At 66.7% G+C, this 21,449-nt stretch carries 24 protein-coding genes; 18 read left to right on the top strand and 6 right to left on the bottom strand.

The window, feature by feature from the left end; all coding sequences use genetic code 11:
* Positions 1-36: 36 nt before the first annotated feature.
* Positions 37-1,428 carry a DegQ family serine endoprotease gene (locus GPICK_RS00895; protein ID WP_039739696.1) on the bottom strand — a complete coding sequence of 464 codons (1,392 nt, stop codon included), beginning with the start codon at positions 1,426-1,428 and terminating at the stop codon, positions 37-39.
* A gap of 191 nt (positions 1,429-1,619) precedes the next feature.
* Here GPICK_RS00895 and gspC point away from each other — a divergent pair, with 191 nt between their 5' ends.
* From gspC to GPICK_RS00815, 16 genes are all read left to right on the top strand, one after another.
* On the top strand, positions 1,620-2,477 hold the full coding sequence (gspC, locus tag GPICK_RS00890; protein WP_039739695.1) for a type II secretion system protein GspC: 858 nt from the start codon (positions 1,620-1,622) through the stop codon (positions 2,475-2,477).
* An 81-nt stretch (positions 2,478-2,558) separates the two neighbouring features.
* Positions 2,559-4,469, top strand: a complete 1,911-nt coding sequence (gene gspD / locus GPICK_RS00885; protein WP_144400118.1) for a type II secretion system secretin GspD — start codon at positions 2,559-2,561, stop codon at positions 4,467-4,469.
* A 14-nt stretch (positions 4,470-4,483) separates the two neighbouring features.
* Complete coding sequence (gene gspE / locus GPICK_RS00880; protein WP_144400014.1) at positions 4,484-6,028, top strand: type II secretion system ATPase GspE; 1,545 nt, start codon at positions 4,484-4,486, stop codon at positions 6,026-6,028.
* Positions 6,009-7,220: a type II secretion system inner membrane protein GspF gene (gene gspF / locus GPICK_RS00875; protein WP_039739689.1), complete on the top strand. Its 1,212-nt coding sequence runs from the start codon at positions 6,009-6,011 to the stop codon at positions 7,218-7,220. Before gspE ends, gspF begins: the two co-directional genes overlap by 20 nt.
* A 22-nt stretch (positions 7,221-7,242) precedes the next feature.
* Entirely contained in the window at positions 7,243-7,683 is a 441-nt protein-coding gene (gspG, locus tag GPICK_RS00870) for a type II secretion system major pseudopilin GspG (RefSeq protein ID WP_039739687.1), read from the top strand.
* On the top strand, positions 7,652-8,194 hold the full coding sequence (locus GPICK_RS00865; RefSeq protein ID WP_039739686.1) for a prepilin-type N-terminal cleavage/methylation domain-containing protein: 543 nt from the start codon (positions 7,652-7,654) through the stop codon (positions 8,192-8,194). Before gspG ends, GPICK_RS00865 begins: the two co-directional genes overlap by 32 nt.
* Entirely contained in the window at positions 8,191-8,568 is a 378-nt protein-coding gene (locus GPICK_RS00860; RefSeq protein WP_039739685.1) for a prepilin-type N-terminal cleavage/methylation domain-containing protein, read from the top strand. Before GPICK_RS00865 ends, GPICK_RS00860 begins: the two co-directional genes overlap by 4 nt.
* Positions 8,546-9,178 (top strand): type II secretion system protein GspJ, encoded by a 633-nt coding sequence (locus GPICK_RS00855; protein ID WP_269078667.1) that lies wholly within the window; start codon positions 8,546-8,548, stop codon positions 9,176-9,178. Before GPICK_RS00860 ends, GPICK_RS00855 begins: the two co-directional genes overlap by 23 nt.
* Complete coding sequence (gene gspK, locus GPICK_RS00850; protein WP_039739684.1) at positions 9,175-10,098, top strand: type II secretion system minor pseudopilin GspK; 924 nt, start codon at positions 9,175-9,177, stop codon at positions 10,096-10,098. Before GPICK_RS00855 ends, gspK begins: the two co-directional genes overlap by 4 nt.
* The gene (gspL, locus tag GPICK_RS00845) at positions 10,098-11,405 is read left to right on the top strand and encodes a type II secretion system protein GspL (protein WP_039739683.1); all 1,308 of its coding nucleotides are present in this window, start codon (positions 10,098-10,100) and stop codon (positions 11,403-11,405) included. The genes gspK and gspL overlap by 1 nt, the downstream gene beginning before the upstream one ends.
* Entirely contained in the window at positions 11,402-11,947 is a 546-nt protein-coding gene (locus GPICK_RS00840) for a hypothetical protein (RefSeq protein ID WP_039739682.1), read from the top strand. The genes gspL and GPICK_RS00840 overlap by 4 nt, the downstream gene beginning before the upstream one ends.
* Entirely contained in the window at positions 11,944-12,783 is an 840-nt protein-coding gene (gspN, locus tag GPICK_RS00835) for a type II secretion system protein GspN (RefSeq protein ID WP_039739676.1), read from the top strand. The genes GPICK_RS00840 and gspN overlap by 4 nt, the downstream gene beginning before the upstream one ends.
* 164 nt (positions 12,784-12,947) lie before the next feature.
* Positions 12,948-13,682 carry an amino acid ABC transporter ATP-binding protein gene (locus GPICK_RS00830; RefSeq protein WP_039739673.1) on the top strand — a complete coding sequence of 245 codons (735 nt, stop codon included), beginning with the start codon at positions 12,948-12,950 and terminating at the stop codon, positions 13,680-13,682.
* A gap of 56 nt (positions 13,683-13,738) precedes the next feature.
* A complete protein-coding gene (locus GPICK_RS00825) occupies positions 13,739-14,560 on the top strand; it encodes an ABC transporter substrate-binding protein (RefSeq protein ID WP_039739670.1) in 822 nt (273 codons plus the stop codon).
* A gap of 90 nt (positions 14,561-14,650) precedes the next feature.
* Positions 14,651-15,358 (top strand): amino acid ABC transporter permease, encoded by a 708-nt coding sequence (locus GPICK_RS00820; protein ID WP_039739668.1) that lies wholly within the window; start codon positions 14,651-14,653, stop codon positions 15,356-15,358.
* Position 15,359: 1 nt separating this feature from the next.
* Positions 15,360-16,061, top strand: coding sequence for an amino acid ABC transporter permease (locus tag GPICK_RS00815; RefSeq protein ID WP_039739666.1), 702 nt, complete (start codon positions 15,360-15,362; stop codon positions 16,059-16,061).
* A 68-nt stretch (positions 16,062-16,129) separates the two neighbouring features.
* Here the strand turns inward: GPICK_RS00815 and GPICK_RS00810 are convergent, their stop codons facing one another.
* From GPICK_RS00810 to GPICK_RS17655, 4 genes are all read right to left on the bottom strand, one after another.
* A complete protein-coding gene (locus GPICK_RS00810; protein WP_039739663.1) occupies positions 16,130-17,380 on the bottom strand; it encodes a M48 family metallopeptidase in 1,251 nt (416 codons plus the stop codon).
* Positions 17,381-17,402: 22 nt separating this feature from the next.
* A complete protein-coding gene (locus GPICK_RS00805; RefSeq protein WP_039739660.1) occupies positions 17,403-18,149 on the bottom strand; it encodes a hypothetical protein in 747 nt (248 codons plus the stop codon).
* A 108-nt stretch (positions 18,150-18,257) separates the two neighbouring features.
* Positions 18,258-19,346 (bottom strand): GspE/PulE/PilB domain-containing protein, encoded by a 1,089-nt coding sequence (locus tag GPICK_RS00800; RefSeq protein WP_236685604.1) that lies wholly within the window; start codon positions 19,344-19,346, stop codon positions 18,258-18,260.
* Positions 19,347-19,483: 137 nt separating this feature from the next.
* Positions 19,484-20,239: a J domain-containing protein gene (locus tag GPICK_RS17655; RefSeq protein ID WP_039739654.1), complete on the bottom strand. Its 756-nt coding sequence runs from the start codon at positions 20,237-20,239 to the stop codon at positions 19,484-19,486.
* A 141-nt stretch (positions 20,240-20,380) separates the two neighbouring features.
* On the opposite strand from GPICK_RS17655, the gene GPICK_RS17195 reads away from it, so the two are divergent.
* Complete coding sequence (locus tag GPICK_RS17195) at positions 20,381-20,623, top strand: hypothetical protein (RefSeq protein ID WP_039739651.1); 243 nt, start codon at positions 20,381-20,383, stop codon at positions 20,621-20,623.
* Between the two features lie 48 nt (positions 20,624-20,671).
* Complete coding sequence (locus tag GPICK_RS00785) at positions 20,672-21,034, top strand: hypothetical protein (RefSeq protein WP_039739649.1); 363 nt, start codon at positions 20,672-20,674, stop codon at positions 21,032-21,034.
* Here GPICK_RS00785 and GPICK_RS00780 read toward each other — a convergent pair.
* On the bottom strand, positions 21,009-21,443 hold the full coding sequence (locus GPICK_RS00780) for a PilZ domain-containing protein (RefSeq protein WP_052263219.1): 435 nt from the start codon (positions 21,441-21,443) through the stop codon (positions 21,009-21,011). The genes GPICK_RS00785 and GPICK_RS00780 overlap by 26 nt on opposite strands.
* Between the last annotated feature and the right edge of the window lie 6 nt (positions 21,444-21,449).

Genomic DNA, 21,449 nt, shown 5'->3' with positions numbered 1-21,449 from the left:
GCCGTCCCGTGACGGCACCCCTCGATGCGGTTCTTCTCACTCCACCGTGAGGGCGAGGAAGTAGTTGCCGTCGCCCCGGCGGAGGAGGAAGCGGATCACGTCCCCTTTCTTGAGGGGGCCGACCGCCTTCTCATAGTCGGCAACGGTGGCCACCGGACGGCCGCCGATCTCGCGGATGATGTCCCCCGCCTGGATGCCGGCCCCGTCGGCGACGCTCCCCGGCTCCACCACGGTGACGACGACCCCCCGGCTCTCCGTGAGCCCGAGCTTCTCGGCACGGTCGCGGGTCAGCTCCCGGACCGTCATGCCGAGCTTCTCCCCGGCCACCTTCGCACCGGCCTCCTCACCATCAGCGAGGCGCCCCACCGTCACCTCAACCTCTTGCGGCTTGCCGTTCCGCAGGATTCCGACCTTCACCCTCTTCCCCACGGGAGTAGCCGCGACGATCCGGGGGAGCTCGTTCATCTCGCGGATCTTCTTCCCGTCGAACTCCAGGACCACATCGCCGCTGGCAAGCCCACCCTTCGCCGCCGGCCCCCCGCTCACCACGTCGGCAATGAGGGCACCCTTCTCACTGTCGAGACCGAAGGAGCGGGCAAGGTCGGGGGTGATCGGCTGGATGGAGACCCCGAGCCATCCCCGCACCACCTTCCCCTTTTCCTCCAACTGCGGGATCACCTCCTTGGCCATGTTGACCGGGATGGCGAAGCCGATTCCCTGCCCCCCCGCCACGATGGCGGTGTTGATCCCGATCACCTTCCCGGCGGTGCTGAAGAGGGGTCCGCCGGAATTGCCGGGGTTGATGGAGGCGTCGGTCTGGATGAAGTCGTCGTAGGGGCCGCTGCCGATGACACGGCCGGTGGCGCTGACGATGCCGGCGGTCACCGTCTGGGAGAGGCCGAAGGGGTTGCCGATGGCCATGACCCACTCGCCGACCTTGATCTCGTCGCTGTTGCCGAGTTGGGCCACCGGCAGATGGTCCTTCGCCTCGATCTTCACCAGGGCGAGGTCGAGCTTCTCGTCGGCCCCCTTCACCTGTCCCTTGAATTCGCGGCCATCGGAGAGACGGACCGTGATCTCGTCGGCGCCGGCAACGACATGGTTGTTGGTGAGGATATACCCCTCGGCGCTGATGATGACCCCGGAGCCGAGGCTCCGCTCCCGCTGGGGACGGCGGGGGGCATCCTCGAAGAACCGTTCGAAGAAATCCTGGAAGGGATCGGTCGGCTGGCCGGGGGAGCGGCGGAGCCGCCGCTGGGGTTGAGGGCTCTTGGCGGTGCTGATGTTGACCACGGTCGGCTTCAGCGTTTCCGCCAGGGTGACGAAGTCGGGAGCGACCACCGTGGCCGGCGACTGGCCAACGACGAGGAGCGACAGGCAGAGGGCAATGGCAAGCTCCTTCAGAAACCGCGACGAGATGATTTTCATACGGACCTCCGGGAGATGAAATTGCCTGATAACTGTAATGAGCAGTCGGGGCCTTGTCAACCGTCCCACCCGTCGGCGACTCTGCCGGAACCCCCGCCACGACCGGCTTTCGCCCCTATTTTCTCTTGCCTGTCGGCAGTTTTCGTGTATGGTTACAGGGGCATCACATCGGACATTCACACAAAGACGCCATGAAAAAGATTCACCTCCTCACCGCACTGCTCATCGTCCTCAACTGCCTGGCGCTCGCCCGTATCGCCGCCGGGGTGGTATCCTACCGCCTTTCGCACGCTTTCCCGAAAACCGGGGCCCCCTCCGCGGCGCCGGCCATGCCCGCCGCATCCGAAGAGCTCTCCGCCTTCGCCCCCATCCTGGAGCGGGGCCTCTTCGGCAAGGGAACCCAGGGGAAGCTGACCCCTATCAGCGCGGCGGCTCCCGCCAAAGGAGCCCCGACGCCGGCCCAGAACGATCTCACCCTCGTCGGCACCGCCCAGGGGTCGTTCCGGGAGACCTTTGCCCTCATCCGGCGGGCAACCCCGCCCGAAGAGCGGGTCTTCCGCCTCGGCGACCAGGTCTTCGGCCTCGGCCCCCTGGTATCGGTGCAGAAGGAAAGCGCGGAAATTCTCACCGGCGGCCGGCGGATCAAGCTGATGACACCGACCTCCCCCGCCGGCGAGCAACCCTCCCAGCCGGGCCAGCCCGCGGCCGGCGGCGCCGTGCAGACCGGGGCCGGCAGCTACGTCGTCGACCAGAAGGTGCTGAACGCGGCCCTGGACAACCTCGGCCAGGCCATGACCGACGCGCGGATGCTCCCGAGCGTCAAGGACGGCAAGGTGGAAGGGTTCAGGGTTTCCGAGGTGAAGCCGGCGGGAATCTTCGCCACCATCGGCATCCGCAACGGCGACGTGCTCCAGCGGATCAACGACCTGGCGGTGGACTCGCCGGAGCGGGCGATCCAGTCCCTGGCCTCCCTCAAGGGGCAGAACCGGATCAAGCTCGACCTGATCCGGGACGGCCAGCCGACAACCTTCACCTACGACATACGTTAACGCAGACTACGGGCGACGGGTGAGAAATCAGGCTCTCTGCCGCTTCCCCCCGCCCCGTGTTACCCGGAGGCATTCGTGATCATGCGCATCGGTTCAAGGCTCGCCTCGGCGGCACTCATCCTCTCGCTCCTCGCCCCCGTGCCGGCGCTGGCGAAGGGGGTCATCCTCAACTTCAACGACGTCGACATTTCCACCATGGTCAAGTTCGTCAGCGACCTCACCGGCAAGAATTTCGTCATGGACGAGCGGGTGAAGGGGAAGATCTCCGTCTACTCCCCCACCAAGCTCTCGACGGAGGAGGCGTTCAACGTCTTCACGTCGGTTCTGGAGCTCAAGGGGTTCACCATCGTGCCCGCCGGCAAGGTCTACAAGATCGTTCCGACTGCCGCGGCCAAGCAGGCGGGGATGCGGCTCATCACCGAAAAGGAGCGGCTCCCGGTGAGCGACGCCTACGTGGCGCGGGTGATCCCCCTCGAGCGGATCTCCTCCCAGGAGGCGGTGGCCTTCCTCCAGCCCCTCGTCTCCAAGGACGGCTACATCGCCGCCTTCGGTGCCAGCAACATGCTGCTGGTGGTCGATTCGGCCCTCAACATCCAGAAGCTGACCGGCATCCTCGCCCTCATCGACACCCCCCAGAAACGGGAAGGGGCCGAGATCGTCTTCCTGAAGAACGCCGCCGCCGACAGCGTCGCCAACGTCATCCGCGAATGGCTCGGCGGCAAGGACCGGACCCCGCGCGCCGCGGCTCCGGGGCAGCCGGGGCAGGCCGCAACCCCCTCCGTCTCCGGCGCCCTCATCCTCCCCGACTCCCGCCTCAACGCCCTCATCATCTTCGGCTCCGAGCGGGACAAGGAAGACATCAAGAAGCTGATCGAGATGGTGGATGTCTCCCCCCCCACCGGCAACAGCAAGATCAACGTCTACTACCTGGAGAACGCCGACGCCACCGAAGTGGCCAAGGTCCTCGACGCCCTCATCAAGGGGTCGCCGGCCATCCCCGGCCAGCCGGCGGCCGCGGCGGTCCCGATGCAGTCCGCCTTCGAGGGGGGAAAGATCTCCGTCACCCCCGACAAGGCGACCAACTCCCTCGTCGTCATGGCGTCCCCCGCCGACTACCAGAACCTCCTCCAGGTCATCCGGCAGATCGACAAGCGGCGGCGTCAGGTCTTCGTCCAGGCGGTCATCGCCGAGGTCTCCCTCGACAAGCTGAAGGAAGTGGGGGTGCAGCTCGGGATCACGGGTGGCGGGGTTACCGGCAACACCGCCGCCGCCGGCGCCTTCGACCCCTTCAACTTCGTCGGCGCGGCCGACCCGGCCCAGGCTCTCATCTTCAGCGTCCTGAAAGGGCTCGCCGGCAACACCAACATGCAGGTCGCCGGCAACCTCAAGGCGCTCTTCACCAACGGCGCGGTGAACGTCCTCTCCACCCCCAACATCCTCACCTCCGACAACAAGGAGGCAGAGATCTTCGTCGGCGAGAACGTGCCGTTCCTGACCCAGACCAATCTCAGCTCGACGGGGCTTTCCCAGCAGTCGATCGAGCGCAAGGACACCGGCATCACGCTGCGCCTCACCCCCCAGATCAGCGAGGGGGAATACGTGAAGCTCGACATCTACCAGGAGATCTCGGCGGTCAAGGAGAACAAGGGGCAGGCCAACGATCTCGTCACCACCAAGCGCTCCGCCAAGACGTCGGTGGTGGTGAAGGACAAGGATACGGTGGTTATCGGCGGCCTGATCCAGGACCGGGACACCGAGAGCGTCAACAAGGTTCCGCTTCTGGGCGACATCCCGCTCCTCGGCTGGCTCTTCAAGACCAAGTCGTCCCGGAGGGAGAAGACCAACCTGATGATCGTCCTCACCCCCCGCATCATCCGGGGGGGTGCGGAGATGGCCGAAGTCACCGATCTCCAGAAGGGGAAATTCGGTGAGGCGCTGAAACTCGACGCCCCTTTCGATCTCGATCGGGAGCTCCACCTCCAGAAAAAATGAGCGACGCGACCGACATGGAACAGATAGCCCGGCGGCTCGGCATCCCGTTCGTGGCCGAGATCGAGGAAGGGGAAGCCGATCCGGCCATCCTCGGCCGGCTCCCCCTCGCCTTTGCCCGGGGACGCCTTGTCCTGCCGCTGCGGGAGCGCGACGGCAGGCTCGTGGTGGTGGCCGGCAACCCGGCGGACCTGGCGGCCGTGGACGAGGTGCGCGGCGCCTACGGGATGCCGGTGGAGGTGGTGGCCGCTCCGCAGCGGGCGGTCCTGGAGGCGGTGAACCGCCTCTACGCCCGGCTCGGCAGCTCGGCCCAGGAGGTAGTGGAAGAACTGGAGGGGGAGGACCTCTCCGTCATCGCCACCGAGCTTTCGGAGCCCCAGGATCTCCTCGACCTCACCGAAGAGGCGCCGGTCATCCGGCTGTTGAACTCCATCCTCTCCGAGGCGGTGAAGGAGCGGGCGAGCGACATCCACATCGAGCCCTACGAGCGGGAACTGGAGGTCCGCTTCCGGATCGACGGCATCCTCTACAAGAAGCTCGCCCCGCCGAAGGTGGTGCAGGACGCCCTCATCTCCCGCGTGAAGATCATGGCGGGGCTCAACATCGCCGAGAAACGCCTCCCCCAGGACGGCCGCATCCGCGTCATCGTGGCGGGGCGCGACGTCGACATCCGGGTCTCCATCGTCCCGACCTTTTTCGGCGAGCGGGTGGTCCTCCGCCTCCTCGACAAGCAGAAGGGGATCATCTCTCTCTCCGCCATCGGGATGTCGGAGACGGGGGTGGCATCCATGGAGCGGCTCCTGTCGCGCACCAGCGGCATCGTGCTGGTCACCGGCCCCACGGGAAGCGGCAAGTCGACCACGCTCTACGCCTCCCTCAACTGGCTCAACTCCCCCGAGAAGAACATCATCACCATCGAGGACCCGATCGAGTACCAGATCAAGGGGATCGGCCAGATCCAGGTAAATCCCAAGATCGAGCTCACCTTCGCCCAGGGGCTGCGGGCCATCCTGCGCCAGGACCCGGACATCGTCATGGTCGGCGAGATCCGGGATGCCGAGACGGCGGAGATCGCCATGCAGGCGTCGCTCACCGGCCACCTGGTCCTCTCCACCCTCCACACCAACGACAGCGCCACCGCCATCGCCCGCCTCGTCGACATGGGGATCGAGCCGTTCATGGTGGCGTCGTCCCTCTCGGCGGTCCTGGCTCAGCGGCTCGTGCGGCGCATCTGCCCCCACTGCCACGAGCCCTACGCGCCGGAGCGGGAATACGCCGGCATAACCCTCCCCGCCACCCTTTACCGCGGGCGGGGGTGCGAGAAATGCTTCGGCCTCGGGACCCTGGGGCGGGTCGGCATCTACGAGCTTCTCCCCGTGGATGGCGAGATCTGCTCCATGATCATCCGGCGCACGGCGGCGGGGACCATCAAGGAGTACGCCATCTCCCGGGGGATGCGGACCCTGCGGGAGGACGGCCTCGCCAAGGTGGCCGCCGGCATCACCACCATTGAGGAGGTCCTGCGGGTGACGCAGGAGGAGTATGCCGACCTTCCGGTATAGCGCCTATACGGCCGCAGGCAAGGAGACCGCCGGGACGGTGGAGGCGGAGAACCTCAAGGAGGCACGGCTTCGGCTCAGGCGGGACGGGATCTTCCCCCGGGAGCTGGCGTCGGCCGAGGAGGAGGCACGCGGTGCGGCCCGCAGCCTTTTCGGCAAGCGGGTGGGGCTCGGCGAGCTGGCCCTGGTCACCCGGCGGCTGGCGACGCTGGTCGGCTCCCAGGTGCCGGTCTTCGAGGCGGTCACCACCCTCGGGGAGCAGGAGTCTGCCGGCGAGCTGAAAAAGGCCCTCGGCCGGGTCAGGGAACGGCTCGCCGAAGGGGGGAGCCTCTCCCGGGCCCTGGCACTGGAGCCCCGACTCTTCAGCGAGAGCTACGTCAGCATGGTGGCCGCCGGCGAGGCGAGCGGCGCCCTCGACGCGGTCCTGGAGCGCCTCGCCCAGTTCCTGGAGGAGCAGCGGGCCATCAAGGGGAAGGTGACCGCCGCCCTCGCCTATCCGCTCCTCATGACCGTCGTCGGCGGGGGGGTCATGCTCTTTCTCCTCGCCTTCGTCATTCCCAAGATCGTCACCATCTTCCAGGACAACAAGGCGGTCCTGCCGCTCATCACCATCATCGTCATCAAGACGAGCACCTTCATCCGCGGCTTCTGGTGGGCGCTGCTCGTGGCCGCCGCCGGCCTGGTCTGGCTCTACCGCCGGCTCATGGCGCGGGAGGAACACCGCCTGCGGCGCGACCGGCTCATCATCCGGCTCCCCCTGGCCGGGATGCTGGTGCAGCGGCTCGTCCTCTCCCGCTTCGCCAAGGTGCTCGGCCTGCTCCTCGCCGCGGGGGTCCCGGTGATCCGGGCGCTGGAGATCACGGGAGACGCCGTGGTGAACCGCGAGTACCGGGGGGCCCTCCACGGCATCGCGGCGGAGCTGGCCGAGGGGGGAAGCCTCTCCGGCGCCATGAAGAGCCGCCCCCTCTTTCCGCCGCTCCTCGTCCACATGGTGGCGGTGGGGGAAAAGGGGGGGGAGCTGGAAGAGATGCTCGGCAAGGCGGGGAGCGCCTTCGAGCGGGAGTTCGAGTCGTCGGTGAGCACCGTGATGTCGCTGCTGGAGCCACTCCTCGTCCTCGCCATGGGGCTCGCCGTCGGATTCGTGGTGGTGGCGGTGCTCCTCCCCATCTTTGAGCTGAACCAGCTGATCAGGTGATCCACACAGGAGGTCTTCCAATATGCAACAGCGCATGAACAACCGCGGCTTCACCCTCATCGAAATCATGGTGGTCATCGCCATCCTGGCGCTCCTGGCGGCGCTGGTGGCGCCAAAGATCATCGGCCGCTCCGACGATGCCAAGATCGCCGACACCAAGGTCCAGATCAAGAACCTGGAGACGGCGCTCAAGCTCTACAAGCTCGATAACGGCGCCTACCCCTCCACCGAGCAGGGGCTGGCGGCCCTCGTCGCCAAGCCGACGGTGGGGGTGATCCCGAAGAACTACAAGGCCGAAGGATACCTGGAGAGCAAGAAGGTTCCCCAGGACCCGTGGGGGAACGACTTTGCCTACCTCGCTCCTGGCGAACATGGCGACTACGACCTCTGCTCCTACGGTGCCGACGGCGCCAAGGGGGGCGAGGGGAAGAATGCCGACATCTGCTCCTGGAATCTCCAGTAAGGAGCGGCGACGGCACCAGGCCGGCTTCACCCTGATGGAGCTGGTGGTGGTCATCGCCGTTCTGGCGCTGGTGGCGGCCGTCGTCCTCCCGCGGCTCACGGTGAGCCACGCCGTGGAACTGAACCGCTCGGCCCGGACCCTGGCGGCAACGATCCGCTACCTGCAGGACCGCGCCATCACGAGCAAGACCCCGTACCGGACCCGGATCGCCATCGGCGCCGGCACCGTCAGGGTAACGAAGCTCTCCGCCACCGGCACGGAAGAAGGGTCGGGAGACCCCTCCCTCGACCGCCCGATCCTGGCGGAGGGGATCACCGTGATGGACGTCCTCACCCCGCGGGAGGGGAAGCTCTCCGAGGGGGAAGCGGTGCTTCGCTTCGAGATGGGGGGGCTTGCCGACTTCGCCGCCATCCACCTGAAGAACGCCGACGGCGCCATCGTCACGGTCATGGCCCTCCCCTCCTCGGGAAAGGTGACGGTGGCCGACGGCTACCAGGAGGAGCCCCGGTGACGCCGGCCGACACGGCAGGGGAACGGAGAGGGGAGAGGGGGTTCACCCTGCTGGAGGTGATGGTGGCCCTCGCCATCATTGCCGGCACCGTCTTCACGGTGATCAGCGCGGTGAATTACCATCTCTCCATCGCGGCACGGGACCGGGACGAAACCGCCGCCATCCTCCTTGCCCGGCAGAAGCTGGACGGGCTGGAGGACGAAACGGAGATCCCCGAGCGCTCGGAGGGGACCTTCGCGCCGGCCCATCCCGACTACGCATGGGAGATGGCGACGGTGCCGACGGAGATCCCCGGCTTCCGCAAGGTGACGCTTTCCGTTTCCTGGGAGGCGAAAAAAAGGAGCGTGGCGTTTGTCCGGTATCTCCAGAAGTAGGACGACGGCGGGTCGCGGTCACGGGGGGTTCACCCTGCTGGAGATGCTCGTGGCGCTGCTGCTCCTCGTCATCGTCGCCGGCGCCCTGTACAGCAGCTACTTTTCCGTGGTCCGGGCCCGGGAGCGGACGGCGGAGGGGACCGAGGAGCGGCGCGCGCTGCAGGGGACCCTCGACCGGCTCCACCGGGAGATCGATGCAGCCTTCTACCAGAGCGGCGACAAGCGGAGCCGCTTCGTGGTGGAGGACCGGGACAGCTACGGCAAGCCCGCTTCGACCCTGGAACTGGTGACCGTTGCCCCTCCGGCGGCCGACGAACGCCCCGCATCGGACCTGGTGGCCGTGAAGTACACGATCAAGGAGAAGGACGGCACCCTCACCCTCGCCCGGGAGGCGGCCGACATCTACAGCAGCATGAAAGCGATCCCCTATCCCCAGATGGAGAGCCTGCAGAGCTTTCTCGTGGAGTGCGACGACGGCTCCCAATGGGTGCGGAGCTGGGATACGGCCCTCAACCCGAAGCTCCCGAAGCGGGTGCGGATCACCCTTGCCTATCGGGACGGGGACAAGACGGTGGAATTCAGCCTCCTTGCCCGGCCGAGGATGCGATGAGGCGGAGCCGGCAGAGCGAGCGGGGATTCGCCCTCGTCCTCACCCTCGTGGTGACGGCGCTGCTGGTGGCGGTGGCGGCGGAGTTCATCCACGAGGTCTACGTGGAGACCTCCATCCACCGCAACTTCCTGAACCTCCAGCAGGCGAGCCTCATGGCCCAGAGCGGCGTCACCGGCGGGGTGGAGCTGATCCGGAACATCCGGCGGGCGGGCGATCAGGCGCCCCTCCTGCAGGTGATGGCGAAGCCGCTGGAACTGGAGGACGAGAAGGGAAGCATCTCGGTGACGATCGAGGAGGAGGACGGCAAGCTCAACCTGAACTCAGTCACCCTCCCCAACGGCCAGCCCAACGACTTCTTCGACCAGGCGGAGCAGCGACTCCTGAAGATTCTCGGCCTGCCGGCGGCGCTCCACGACACCCTGGCCGACTGGGTCGACGAAGATGACGACCCCCGCCCCGACGGCGCCGAGTCGGCCTACTACCAGAAGCTTACGTCGCCGTACCTGGCCAAGAACGCCCCCTTCGCCACCTTCGGCGAGCTGACCATGGTGAGGGGGGTCACCCCCGCGGTGCGGGACGCGCTCCGCCCCTTCGCCACCATCTACGGCACGGCGGGGGGGAGCATCGACCTCAACACCGCCCCGCCGGCGGTGATCAGGGCACTGGACGACGACATGACCGAGGGGACCGTCAAGAACATCGTGGACCACCGGCGCACCACCCCCTTCACCACCCGGGGAGAGGTGGCCAACCTGCCGGGAATGGAGACCATCGCCCCGCGGCTCGGAACGAAGATCGACGTGAAGGGGTACACCTACCGGTTCGTCTCCACCGCCACCGTGGGCGACGCAAAACGGATCGTGGAGGCGGTCTACACCTTTGACGGCGCACCCCGCTACCTCTACTGGAGAGAGTATTGATGACCTACCTGATTCTCGAATGGACCGGCGCCGAACTGATCGCCAGCCGCTTTCTGCAGCGGCGCGGCGAGTTCGTCCTCCAGGGGAGGGAACGCCACCCGGCCGGCGGCGAGCACGGGTTCGGCGAGGCCCTCCGCAACCTCTCCCCCGCCGGTGACCCCTGCCGGATCGTCCTCGCCCTCCCCCTCTCCCGCTTCTTCTCCCGGGAGATCGAACTCCCGATCCGCGAGCGGCGCAAGCTCCGGGAGATCCTCCCCCTGGAGCTGAAGGGGGAAACGGTCCTGGAGACCGACGAACTCGTCTTCGACGGCCTGCCGCTGGATGACGGAAAGGTTCTGGCGCTCTGGGGTCGAAAGCGGGAGCTGGCGCTCCTCATCGCCGATGCCGCCGCGGCCGGCTTCGAGCCGGAGGTGGTGACCGCCGCCCCCCTTTCGTGGGGGGTCCTTCTGCCGGAAGAAGGAGAGGTCGGGACGGCGGCCCTCTCCGACGGCACCGCCCTGGCCCTCTTCCGGGACGGCGCGCCGTTCTTCTTCCGCCCCATCGCCGGGGGGAGCGCCGAGATCGGCCAGACCCTGGCGGCCCTGGAACTGGGGCGGGGGATCACCGTACCGCGGCTCTGGCACATCGGTCCCCTCGCCGGGGACGCTGAGTCACCCCCGGTTTCCCCTCCCCTCCTCCCCGTGGCGGCCCCCCTTGCCGCGGCATTCGGCGGCGACCTCGCCGCCGCCGGCGAAGGGGCCGGTGCCTGGGGGGTGGCCCACGCGGTGGCCGCAGGGGAGGCGGTCGATTTCCGCAGCGGCGAGCTCGCCTGGACGAAGGGACGGGAGGAGGCCCTGAAGCGGCTCCGGCTCCCCCTCATCCTGGCGGCGCTCCTGCTCCTCCTCCTCGTCGCCGATGCCGTCGTCCGCTACACCCTGGTGCGGCGCGACCTGAACTCCCTGGATGCCTCCATCACCTCCCTCTACCGGGAGATCTTCCCGGGGCGGAAGAAGGGGGTCGACGAGGCGGCCGAGGTCCGGGCCGAGATCCGCAGGCTCGGCGCCGGTGCCGGCGGAGGATCGCCCCTCGCCACCCTGAAGAAGCTCGCCGAGGCCAAGGGGGACGACGTCGCCGGCCTCTACGAGGTGGAGATCGACGGAAGCCAGGTCCGGGCCAAGGGTGACGCCCGCTCGGCCCAGGCGGTGACCGACTTCCGCAACCGCCTGGCCGGCGCCTTCGCCACCGCCGAGATGGGCCAGATCACCTCCAAACCGGACGGGAGCGTCAGCTTCACCCTCCGGACGAGCATCAAGGAGGGGGGACGATGAGCCTCGTCGACCGTATCCGTATCACCTACGCCACCCTTTCCCCCCGCGCCCGCCTCCGGGCGGGATACTGTCTGATCGCCCTCCTGGCCACCGCCGTCGCCTACTCGACGGTCTCGGACCGGATCGACTCCCTGGAGCGGAAGCGGCGACAACGGGAAGGGGACCTGGTGGAGATGATGGGGCTGAAGGGACGCCTCATGGAGGCCCGCGCCCTCTCCCAGCGCTTCGCCAACCGCCTGGCCGCCACCCGCACAGACGACACGCCGGCAAAGCTCATCGAGGAGACCGGGATCAAGGGGAAGTCGCTCCGGATCACGCCGGTCAAGGGAGAGGAACGGCCCGGCTTCACCGAGGATGCGGCCGAGGTAAAGATTGAAGGGATCACCGCCAACGAGGCGGTCAACCTCCTCTACCGGCTCGAAAAGGGGAACCGGCCGGTCATCGTCAGGAAGGCGCTTCTGAGGAGTCGTTTCGACGACCCTTCTCGCCTCGACCTGACCCTCACCGTCGCACTCCTGAAGGCAGCACCGGGGGGGCGATGACTCCCCGCAGGGTCCTCCTCACCGCGGGAGGGGTCGTCGCCGCCACCGCCCTCACCCTCTTCTTCACTTACCTGCTGATCCCCTCCCGGGAGTTGGAAGGGGTAGTCACCCGTCTTCTGGCCCGCGAGGGGTACACCTTCCGGGCCGCGCGGTTCGGCAAGGCCTTTCCCTTCGGCGTCTCCGCGGGGGGGGTCACCATCGCCGGAGCCCGCGGCGACCTCCTCCGTCTTGACCGGGCCACGGCCCGCCTCTCCCTCCTCTCCCTCCTGGCGGGGCGGGTGACCGTCCCCTTTGCCGCCGAGATCGGTGCGGGGCGGATCCGGGGGGAGGTCTCGCCGCGGAGCGGCGCGTCCCGCGTCACCATCACCGGCGTGCGCCTCCAGGATGTCCCGTTTTTCCGGAGCGTGGCCGATGCCGACGCCAAGGGGCTCCTCACGGCCGAAATAACGGTGCGGGGGAGCGGCCCGGCGGCCGCGGGGTCGCTGAAGCTGGAGGTAAAGGGGGCCGATCTGCGCGGCGTGAAGATCGGCGAAACCCCCCTTCCCGACGCCGGCTACGACACGGTCCGGGGGATGATCCGTCTCGGAGGGGGCCGGGCGGCCATCGACAGCTTCACCCTCCAGGGGAGCGAGCTCTACGTCCGGCTCAAGGGAGAGTTCCCCCTCACCACCCCCGTCGGCGCGGCCCCCCTCAACCTGACCCTGGAGCTGATGCCGAAGCCGGGGCTCCTCGACCGGCAGAAGCTCGTCTTCGCCCTCCTGACCAAGTACCTCGTCACCCCCGGCCATTACCAGATGCCGATCCGCGGAGTCCTGGCAAAACCGCTCCTGCAGTGAGCGGAGAGTTTGCAAATTTCAAACTGAAGTTTAGAGTGTTCAAATAGAATACCGGTTGATTTTTCGACGACCTTGCCGTACATTTCTCCCGCGCAATTGGTCAGACCGTCCACCGGTTGTGGATTTTTCCGCCCCAGCGGGGCGATTTCGAGAAGGAGCACTGCATGATCCGGTTCAATGGTGTCCACAAATGGTTCAAAGATCTCCACGTGCTGAATAACGTCAACCTCCACGTTGCTCCGGGGGAGGTAGTGGTGGTCTGCGGCCCGTCGGGATCGGGGAAATCGACCCTCATCCGGACCATCAACCAGCTTGAGCCGATCGACCAGGGGCAGCTGGTGGTGGACGGCATGGACCTCTCCGACCGCAAAACCGATATCAACAAGCTGCGCGCCGAGGTTGGATTCGTCTTCCAGCAGTTCAACCTCTACCCCCACCTCTCGGTGAGGAGCAACATCACCCTGGCGCCGATCAAGATCCGCAAGATGGCGAAGAAAGAGGCCGAAGAGCAGGCCATGTCGCTCCTGGAGCGGGTCGGCCTCGCCCACAAGCACGACGCCTATCCCTCCCAGCTTTCCGGCGGGCAGCAGCAGCGGGTCGCCATCGCCCGGGCCCTCGCCATGCGGCCGAAGATCATGCTCTTCGACGAGCCGACCTCCGCCCTGGACCCGGAGATGATCGGCGAGGTGCTGGCGGTCATGCAGGACCTGGCCCGCAGCGGCATGACCATGGTGGTCGTCACCCACGAGATGGGGTTTGCCCGCGAGGTCGCCCACCGGGTCACCTTCATGGATCACGGGGTGATCCTGGAGGAGGCGGCCCCGGAGGAATTCTTCAAGAACCCGCAGCACGACCGGGCCAAGCAGTTCCTGAAGCAGCTCCTTTCACCGATGCACTGACACCGTTTCCGGCCACCGCTCGGTGGCAACTCACACCCAAAGCAAGGAGGGGACAGATGAAAAGACTGGTTGCAGGGATCATGACGGCCACTCTGGTGGCCATGACCGGGGCCGCCCTGGCGGCGCCGCCGGCCGACACGCTGGCCGAGGTGAAGAAGAAAGGGGTGCTCGTCGCCGGGGTGAAGGACTCGCTCCCCCCCTTCGGCTACATCGACGAGAAGAGCCGCCAGATCGTCGGCTATGACATCGACTTCGTGAACGCCATCGCCAGGAAGCTCGGCGTGAAGGTGGAGCTCAAGCCGGTCACCTCCGCCAGCCGGATGCCCCAGCTCCAGGAGGGGAACATCGACCTGATCGCCGCCACCATGACCAAGAACCCGGAGCGGGCGAAGCAGATCGACTTCAGCCACACCTACTTCTTCACCGGCCAGAAGTTCATCACCCGCAAGGGGTCGGTGAAGAGCCTCAAGGACCTGGAAGGGAAGAAGATCGGCACCGCGAAGGGGTCAACCTCCGAGCAGAACGCCAAGAAGGCGCTCCCCTCCTCCACGGTCCTCTCCTTCGACGACTATCCGCAGGCGTTCCTGGCGCTCCAGCAGGGTAAGGTGGCGGCGGTGACCACCGACGAGGCGATCCTCGCCGGCATCCTCGCCAAGGCCCCCAACAAGGAGCGGTTCGAGATCCCCAACGTCCAGATCTCCGACGAGCCCTATGGCATCGGGATGCGCAAGGGGGACAAGGCGTTCGTCGATTTCGTCAACAAGACCATCCTCGAGATGGAGAAGAGCGGCGAAGCGAAGAAGATCTTCGACAAGTGGTTCGGACCCCACACCCAGTTCCACCTGAAGCGGAACTTCAAGATCACCGCAGACAAGTAAGCACCATCGTCAATGAAGGGGGCGGGAGGCCTTTTCCGGCTCTTCCCGCCCCCTCCACCATCCGCATCAACCGTTACACCGAGGTCTTTCGTGCTCTCATACAAATTCGACTGGTCGGTCGTCACCTCCGGCAAGTACTTCGAGTGGCTCCTCTCCGGCGTCAAGGTGACGATCGAGCTCTCGTCTCTGTCGATCGTTCTGGCGTTTCTGCTCGGCCTCGTCATCGCCGTCATGCGGATGAGCCATATCAAGCCGGTCCGCTGGGTCGCCCTCGGCTATCTCGAGTTCTTCCGCAACACGCCGCTCCTGGTGCAGATCTTCTTCTGGTATTTCGGCTCCTACAAGCTCCTCCCCCAGGCGGTGAACGACTGGCTGACCAACACCAACTTCGAGTTCGCCGCGGCGGTGATCGCCCTCACCATCTACACCTCGGCCTTCATCGCCGAGGATATCCGCTCCGGCGTCCTCGCCATCCCGAAGGAGCAGATGGAGGCGGCCCGCAGCTCAGGCTTCAGCTACCTCCGCTCCATGCAGTACATCATCCTCCCCCAGGCGGTGCGGATCACGGTCCCCCCCCTCGTGAACCAGTTCCTCAACCTGGCGAAAAACTCGTCGCTGGCCATGAGCATCGGGGTGATGGAGGTGACGTACCAGGCGCGGCAGGTGGAGAGCTACACCTTCAAGGGGTTCGAGGCCTTCACCGCCGCGACCCTCGTCTATCTGGTGATCTCCGTCGTCATCACGGCGCTGGTCCATCTCTACAACACCCGGGTCCTGAACCCGCACCGGGCGGCTTGACATGAACGAATTCCTCAATTTCCAGGTCATCGCGGACAACATCGTCTACTTCATGGTCGGCCGCTTCCCCCACGGCCCCCTCGGCGGGCTCGGGCTCACCCTCTATCTGGCGGTGGTCTCCTGCATCCTCTCGTTCTTCGGCGGGCTCATCCTGGGGCTCCTGAGCATCGTGAAGAACCCCGTGGTCCGCTATCCGGCGGTGCTCTTCATCAACACCGTCCGGGGGATGCCGCTTCTCATGGTCATCTTCTGGATGTACTTCCTCATGCCGGCGCTCCTCGGCAAGACCGTCCCGGAGGCCCAGACCGTCATCGCCGGCCTCACCCTCTTCACCTCGGCCTACATGTCCCAGATCGTCCGGGCCGGCATCGAGGGGATCCCCAAGGGGCAGATGGAGGCGGCGATCTCCACCGGCCTCAAGCACTGGCAGGCGATGCTCTACATCATCCTGCCCCAGGGGCTGCGCAACATGATCCCCTCCTTCGTGAACCAGTTCGTGTCGCTCATCAAGGACACCTCCCTGGCGTTCATCGTCGGGGTCTCGGAGCTGACCCACGTGGCGACCCAGGTCAACAACCGGACCATGGCCTACCCGACGGAGATCTTCATCTTCATCGCCGCCGTCTACTTCGTCCTCTGCTACGCCTTCACCTCCCTCTCCCGCTGGCTTGAGCAGCGGCTCGCCTGGCGCAAGGCGATCTAACCCCCCTCAATTCGCCCCTCGCCCGCCTGCACGGGGAGGGGCACCGTCTTCTCTCCGTCACCCCTCTTTCAGGATTTCAGAGCCATCCCCATTTCCCGCAGATGCCGCACCCGCTCCACCACCGGGGGGTGCGAGTAATAAACCGCCGCGTAGAGCGGATGGGGATGGAGGTTGGAGAGGTTCTCCGTGGAGAGTTTCACCAGGGCCGCAGCAAGGGCCTCCGGGTCACCGGTGAGCTCGCAGGCGTAGCGGTCCGCCTCGCGCTCGTGGCGGCGCGACAGCCAGCTGGAGAGGGGGGTGAGGGGAAATGTGGCGAGGGAGGCAAGAAAGCCGACGATGACGAGTCGGGCGGCAAACGAGGCGGTCGGCAGGCCGACGAGGAGGGGAAGCCCGTCCCACCCCGCTGCCATCCATGCAAGCCATGCGCCGGCCAGGGCACCGGCCTCCGTCAGGATCAGCCGCCGGCGGATGTGCCCCCGCTTCCAGTGCCCGATCTCGTGGGCGAGCACCGCCAACACCTCCCGATGACTCATCTGGGCGATGAGCGTGTCGTAGAGCACGATCCGCTTCACCCGGCCGATGCCGGTAAAATAGGCGTTGGAGTGGCGACTGCGCCGCGATGCGTCCACCTGCATCACCCGGCTCACCGTCAGCCCCGCCCGCCGGGCCAGGGCGCGGATCTCCTCCTCGAGCCCCGGCTCGGTCACCGGCTCGAACCGGTGGAACAGCGGCTCGATGAGCACGGGGGAGAGAAAGATCAGGACGATGGAGACTGCGGCAAAGAGGAGCCAGACCCAGAGCCACCAGTAGCGGGGGCTCCACGCGACGAGGGTGAAGGCCCCCGCCACCAGCAGGGAGGTGAGGAGCGCCGCCAGGATGGTCGTCTTGGCGAGGTCCGCCAGCCAGAGCCCAGGCCCCGTGGTGTTGAAGCCGTAGCGGCTTTCGAGCCGGAACGTTCCGTAGATGCCGAAGGGGATTTCGAGAAGCGTCTGGGCGACGGTGAGGATCACGAAGAAGAGGACCCCGGCGCCGACGAAGGAGCCGGAGAGGGGGCCGATCCAGCGGTCGTAGGCCGCCAGGATGCCGCCGAAGAGGAAGGCGATCAGGAGGGCCGCGTCAAACAGCGTCTCCGCCACCCCGAGCCGGCTCTGGTCGATGGTGTAGGAGACGCTCTTGCGGAGCGTTTCGGCCTCCACCGCCCCCTCGAAACCGGGGGGGACGGTGGAGCCGTGGGTTTTCATATGGCGGAGATTGAGGGCCCGCAGCCAGAGGCCGACGGCAATGGTGACAAGGTAGGCGGCTGCGAGAAGCGCTCTCATGGCAGGGGAGACGGCCGCGGCGTCAGGGCTTGATGGACCCTTCTTCCATGATCACCTCGTACTTGTACCCGCCGCCGAAATCCTTGTTCTTCCGGAGGGTACCGGAGGCGGTGACCACATCCCCCACGGCCGGCAGGTCCTGGGAGGTGACGGTCAGATCGTGGGTTCCCTTCTTGGTGTCGCCGGAGCCGTCCTGGAGGTGGACCCAGTTCCGGTCCATGATCCCCGCGGCCACCTTGGTCACCTTACCCCGCACGACCGCCTTCTTGCCGTCGAGCTTCCCCTTCTGCTGATGGATCTCCGCCACCGTGTAGGCGTTGGGGCCGGAGGCCTTCTCCACCGAGATCTTCTCCGTGGGGGAAACCACGTTCGCTTTGCTCCCCGCCGAGGACTTCCCCGTGGTGTCGGCGGGCTTCACCGCCACCCCTTCGGAGAAGTAGATGCTTTCGAAGGTCCGCTTGAGCCCCTTGCTCTCGAAATTCTTCATCTCCATGCCGGGCTTGAGGGAGATCTCCCGCCCAACGGCGACGGGGGCCTCGGGGATGGCGGCCCAGACCTTCTTGCCGTCCTTTTCCAGACAGATATAGGTGTAGCCTCCCATGTTCGCCGTCTCGACGACCTTGCCCGAGAGGGGGGTGGAGGGGACCTCCGCTCCGGCCGCCGGGGCACCTTCAGCGGCAGAGGGGTCCGCCATGTGTCCGAACCCCTGCGCCGCAAGGGGAGTGAGGGGGACGAGCGTGACGACAAGCAGGCGAATCAATGCTTTCATGAATAACTCCTCGCAGGGGAAATGGCCGGGACCTTGGGCCCGCAGCCTTTTTACAGACTAGCGACTTCACCGAAAATTCACAACCCTTTTCGTCCCCGACACCCCCCCTCAGGTCATGAGGATCTTGTTCTTGAGGATCAGGATCTCGAACGCCATGATCCCCTTGCGGGCGATGCTCTGGAACTGGTCGAGCCGCTCCCCGAGCCGTTCAGGGTCGTCGGCGGCGCAGAGCACGGTCACCACGCGCCGCTTCATCACCATCGGCACGAGCAGCACCCCCCGGGGCGCCCCCCCCAGGGCGTCGAACAACCGCCTGTTGGCGGGCGTTTCCGGCACGGCGCCGAGGAAGATCCCCCGGTCGCGCACCACCGTCTGGAATGCCGACGGCTCGTCGAGGCCGATCCGCAGCGCGCCGAACCCCTCAAGCCGCTCACCGCGGGCGTACGCCTCCCACCCCTTCACCATATCCCCCGCCACCACGCAGAGCGCCGTCCGCTCGAAGAGGCTCGCACCCCAGCCGACGAGGGCCGCCGCCACGGCGTCCCGATCCCGGGCCTCTGCCAGCTCCAGGGAAACGGCATCGACGCTGCACTGTTCGAGCGCCTCGGCCCGCGCGGCCTCCCCCTCCCCTTCACCCCAGGGGAAGAAATCGGCCTCGCTCCCTGGCAACGCGGAGAAGTCCACCACCTCGCGGGGGGCTGCCGCCGCCACCTCGGCGGGGGTGACCCGGTAGGAGCAGACCCGTCTTCCTCCCAGCTCTTTCGAGACGGGCAGGTAGCGGATCTCCCGCTTGAAGCCGTAGTACTTCTCCAGCGCCGCAATGAGCCGGATCTCCGGCGTCACCATGGGCCCGATCACGTAACCGGTCCGGAAGGCGATCTCATCCACGGCCGGGAGGTCAGACGGGTCCGCCATGGCGATGCTCAGGCGGCGCCCTTCGAGACGGAGGGGGACGAGACGGTACTTTTCCGCCATCTCCGCCGGAACGAGCGCGATCACCTCGGGGGAGACCTCCATGAGCTCCTGGGGATCGACGTAGGGGACCCGCAACTGCCGGCTGAGCATCTGCGCCAGCTCCTCTTCGTCGAGGCACCCCATTTCGATGAGGTTCGTTCCGAGCCTCCCTCCAAAGATGACCTGGCTCTTGAGGGCGTCGTCGAGGGCGGCGGAGGTCACCAGTCCGGCCTTTATCAGCATTTCTCCCAGTTTTAGCGACATCGGCATCCTTTCACATCACAGTACGGAGCCGGCAGGCACCGCAAGAAGAGCACGCACCGGTAACTGTAGCGCGCGACGGACCGCAATTCAAGACCCGCCTCACCGACGGGGGGGCGTCACCACCGGAGCGGCCGGAGCGCGGGGGCCACCGGCGCCGCCGGCACAACGGGTGCCAGTGGAGCGGCGGGGAGACGCTGCGCCGCCGGCGCGGGGAATCCCCCCTCCGGAGCCACGGGAGAGCCGGAAAAGGTGCCGCCGCCCCCCGCGGCCATCCCGCCGGACTCACCCCCGCTCTCCACCGCAGCCGACCCACCAAAGGCGGTCCCGCCATCCCCCGCTGACGGTGCCAGCGTCCCCTCCACCACCGCCACTACTGCGGCAGCGACCGTGAAGCCGAGGTAGGCCCGCCTGAGCGCACCGGGCCGGCGCTCCGTCAGGTTCCAGACGACCGAAAAGAGGAACGGGACGATGATGAGCTCCAGCACTCCCCCCATCCCCCGCAGCGTGACGCCGAACCTGCCGACCGCCGCCACCGTGCAGATGCCGAGCGTCGCCAGAAAGAGGGTGTTGGGCGCCGCGCCGACAGCGAGAGGGAGGGAGGAAAACTTCGGCCAGGGGGGACTCCACCCGCCGGCACCTCCCCACCCCCGCGTCAGCGGAGTCCCGTCACCCTCGGGTGGGGAGATGATGCGTCGATGGGCCTCTATCACCAGGCGGAGTTGCTCCTCCGCCTGCCGCTGCCGCCCCGGATCGCCGGCAAACCGGTCGGGATGGCAGCGGGCAACCAGCTCGCGAAACCGGTGCCTCACCTCGCCGGCCGAGGCCCCCGGCGCAAGACCGAGCAGTTCGTAGCAGCGCTTCAGGTCATCCATCGTCACACAGCCTTTGCCCTTTCCACGCCGCTCCCCCCCGCCCCTCCCTGATCCCGGGGGGAGGGAACTGTTGCTTTTCCGGCGGCATGCTATACTTGGCGTATACGAAACAGTAACCGCACCCGCATCATGGAGGATGTCATGGGAACGAGCACTGAGCAGGATACGTGCCCCGTCTGCGGCGGCACGTCGGTCGAGACCCGGAATCAGGAGCTTTTCTGCCAGGCCTGCGGCCCGGTGGGGGAGCGGGCGGCTCCGATCCACCACGAGCATTTCCCCCACGTGGGGCAGAGCGCGGCGCCGGCCGCCGAAACGCAGCGGCAGGAGCGGGCCGTGCACCACGAAGGGTTCCCCCACGTGGTTTCCGAAGAAGCGGAACCGTGACGGCAGCAGATGCGGTGATGATACCAACTACACAAGGAGGGAGCAGCAATGACAGGACGTGAAATCGTGAACGAGATCCGCAGCGCCAAGAGGGCGGATCAGCATTTCGTCAAGTGGTGGCGCAAGGAGAACGACTTCGTCGACTTCGAACTGGTCGATTCGTTTCTGGGAGGGGCCCGCCACGACGACGAATTTTCCGGCTACGAACTCCTGACCATGGAGCAGATGTGGGAAGCCCTCAGGGAATTCACCCCCGCGGGGGTTTCCCGGGGCGAGAAGGGGGGAGAGGAGGTTATCTACTGGGAGCAGACCCTGGCGGACGGCTCCACCAAAAACCGCATCTGCCCCTTTGCCCCCGATTCGCTCATCTCGATCTTTGACGCCGTCACGAAGGGGAATCCGGTCGACTGAACCCGTTACTTCCCGCGGGGGGGAGCGGCTGCGCCCCTTCCTCCTCCGCGCCCCCCTCTTTCACGTAGCCGTAGAACTCCTCGATGATTCCGTTGCGGTCGCTCCCCGCGGTGGTGACCGTCTGGTCGGAGCCCGCCAGGGAGTCGATATCGATCTTGCGGAAGTTGAGGCCGATCCCCTCCGGGGTTGCCCGCACGACGAAGGCCTCGAGGCTGAAGGAGAGCTCCGCCGAACTGCCGTAGAAAAACATGGAAACATCCACCTGCTCGCCCAGGGAAATCGTCTGGTCGGTCCTGACGAAAAGCCCCTTGAGGCTCAGGTTTTCCACCTCACCCTTGAACGTCACCCCGCAGTGACGGATAATCGCCTCGGCCTTCAGGTCGACCCGCTCAAACATCCTCTTTTCCACTTTCCC

The sequence above is a fragment of the Geobacter pickeringii genome, from assembly GCF_000817955.1.
GTDB lineage: Bacteria > Desulfobacterota > Desulfuromonadia > Geobacterales > Geobacteraceae > Geobacter > Geobacter pickeringii.
The sequence above is the reverse complement of the archived record's forward strand: the minus strand, read 5'-3'. Positions and strand labels throughout refer to the sequence as shown.

Bases quoted from the DNA above. Each gene is read 5' to 3' on its own strand.
- GPICK_RS00895 (WP_039739696.1), bottom strand. From the start codon at position 1,428: ATGAAAATCATCTCGTCGCGGTTTCTGAAGGAGCTTGCCATTGCCCTC.
- gspC (WP_039739695.1), top strand. From the start codon at position 1,620: ATGAAAAAGATTCACCTCCTCACCGCACTGCTCATCGTCCTCAACTGC.
- gspD (WP_144400118.1), top strand. From the start codon at position 2,559: ATGCGCATCGGTTCAAGGCTCGCCTCGGCGGCACTCATCCTCTCGCTC.
- gspE (WP_144400014.1), top strand. From the start codon at position 4,484: ATGGAACAGATAGCCCGGCGGCTCGGCATCCCGTTCGTGGCCGAGATC.
- gspF (WP_039739689.1), top strand. From the start codon at position 6,009: ATGCCGACCTTCCGGTATAGCGCCTATACGGCCGCAGGCAAGGAGACC.
- gspG (WP_039739687.1), top strand. From the start codon at position 7,243: ATGCAACAGCGCATGAACAACCGCGGCTTCACCCTCATCGAAATCATG.
- GPICK_RS00865 (WP_039739686.1), top strand. From the start codon at position 7,652: ATGCCGACATCTGCTCCTGGAATCTCCAGTAAGGAGCGGCGACGGCAC.
- gspK (WP_039739684.1), top strand. From the start codon at position 9,175: ATGAGGCGGAGCCGGCAGAGCGAGCGGGGATTCGCCCTCGTCCTCACC.
- gspL (WP_039739683.1), top strand. From the start codon at position 10,098: ATGACCTACCTGATTCTCGAATGGACCGGCGCCGAACTGATCGCCAGC.
- GPICK_RS00840 (WP_039739682.1), top strand. From the start codon at position 11,402: ATGAGCCTCGTCGACCGTATCCGTATCACCTACGCCACCCTTTCCCCC.
- gspN (WP_039739676.1), top strand. From the start codon at position 11,944: ATGACTCCCCGCAGGGTCCTCCTCACCGCGGGAGGGGTCGTCGCCGCC.
- GPICK_RS00830 (WP_039739673.1), top strand. From the start codon at position 12,948: ATGATCCGGTTCAATGGTGTCCACAAATGGTTCAAAGATCTCCACGTG.
- GPICK_RS00825 (WP_039739670.1), top strand. From the start codon at position 13,739: ATGAAAAGACTGGTTGCAGGGATCATGACGGCCACTCTGGTGGCCATG.
- GPICK_RS00815 (WP_039739666.1), top strand. From the start codon at position 15,360: ATGAACGAATTCCTCAATTTCCAGGTCATCGCGGACAACATCGTCTAC.
- GPICK_RS00810 (WP_039739663.1), bottom strand. From the start codon at position 17,380: ATGAGAGCGCTTCTCGCAGCCGCCTACCTTGTCACCATTGCCGTCGGC.
- GPICK_RS00805 (WP_039739660.1), bottom strand. From the start codon at position 18,149: ATGAAAGCATTGATTCGCCTGCTTGTCGTCACGCTCGTCCCCCTCACT.
- GPICK_RS00800 (WP_236685604.1), bottom strand. From the start codon at position 19,346: ATGCTGATAAAGGCCGGACTGGTGACCTCCGCCGCCCTCGACGACGCC.
- GPICK_RS17655 (WP_039739654.1), bottom strand. From the start codon at position 20,239: ATGGATGACCTGAAGCGCTGCTACGAACTGCTCGGTCTTGCGCCGGGG.
- GPICK_RS17195 (WP_039739651.1), top strand. From the start codon at position 20,381: ATGGGAACGAGCACTGAGCAGGATACGTGCCCCGTCTGCGGCGGCACG.
- GPICK_RS00785 (WP_039739649.1), top strand. From the start codon at position 20,672: ATGACAGGACGTGAAATCGTGAACGAGATCCGCAGCGCCAAGAGGGCG.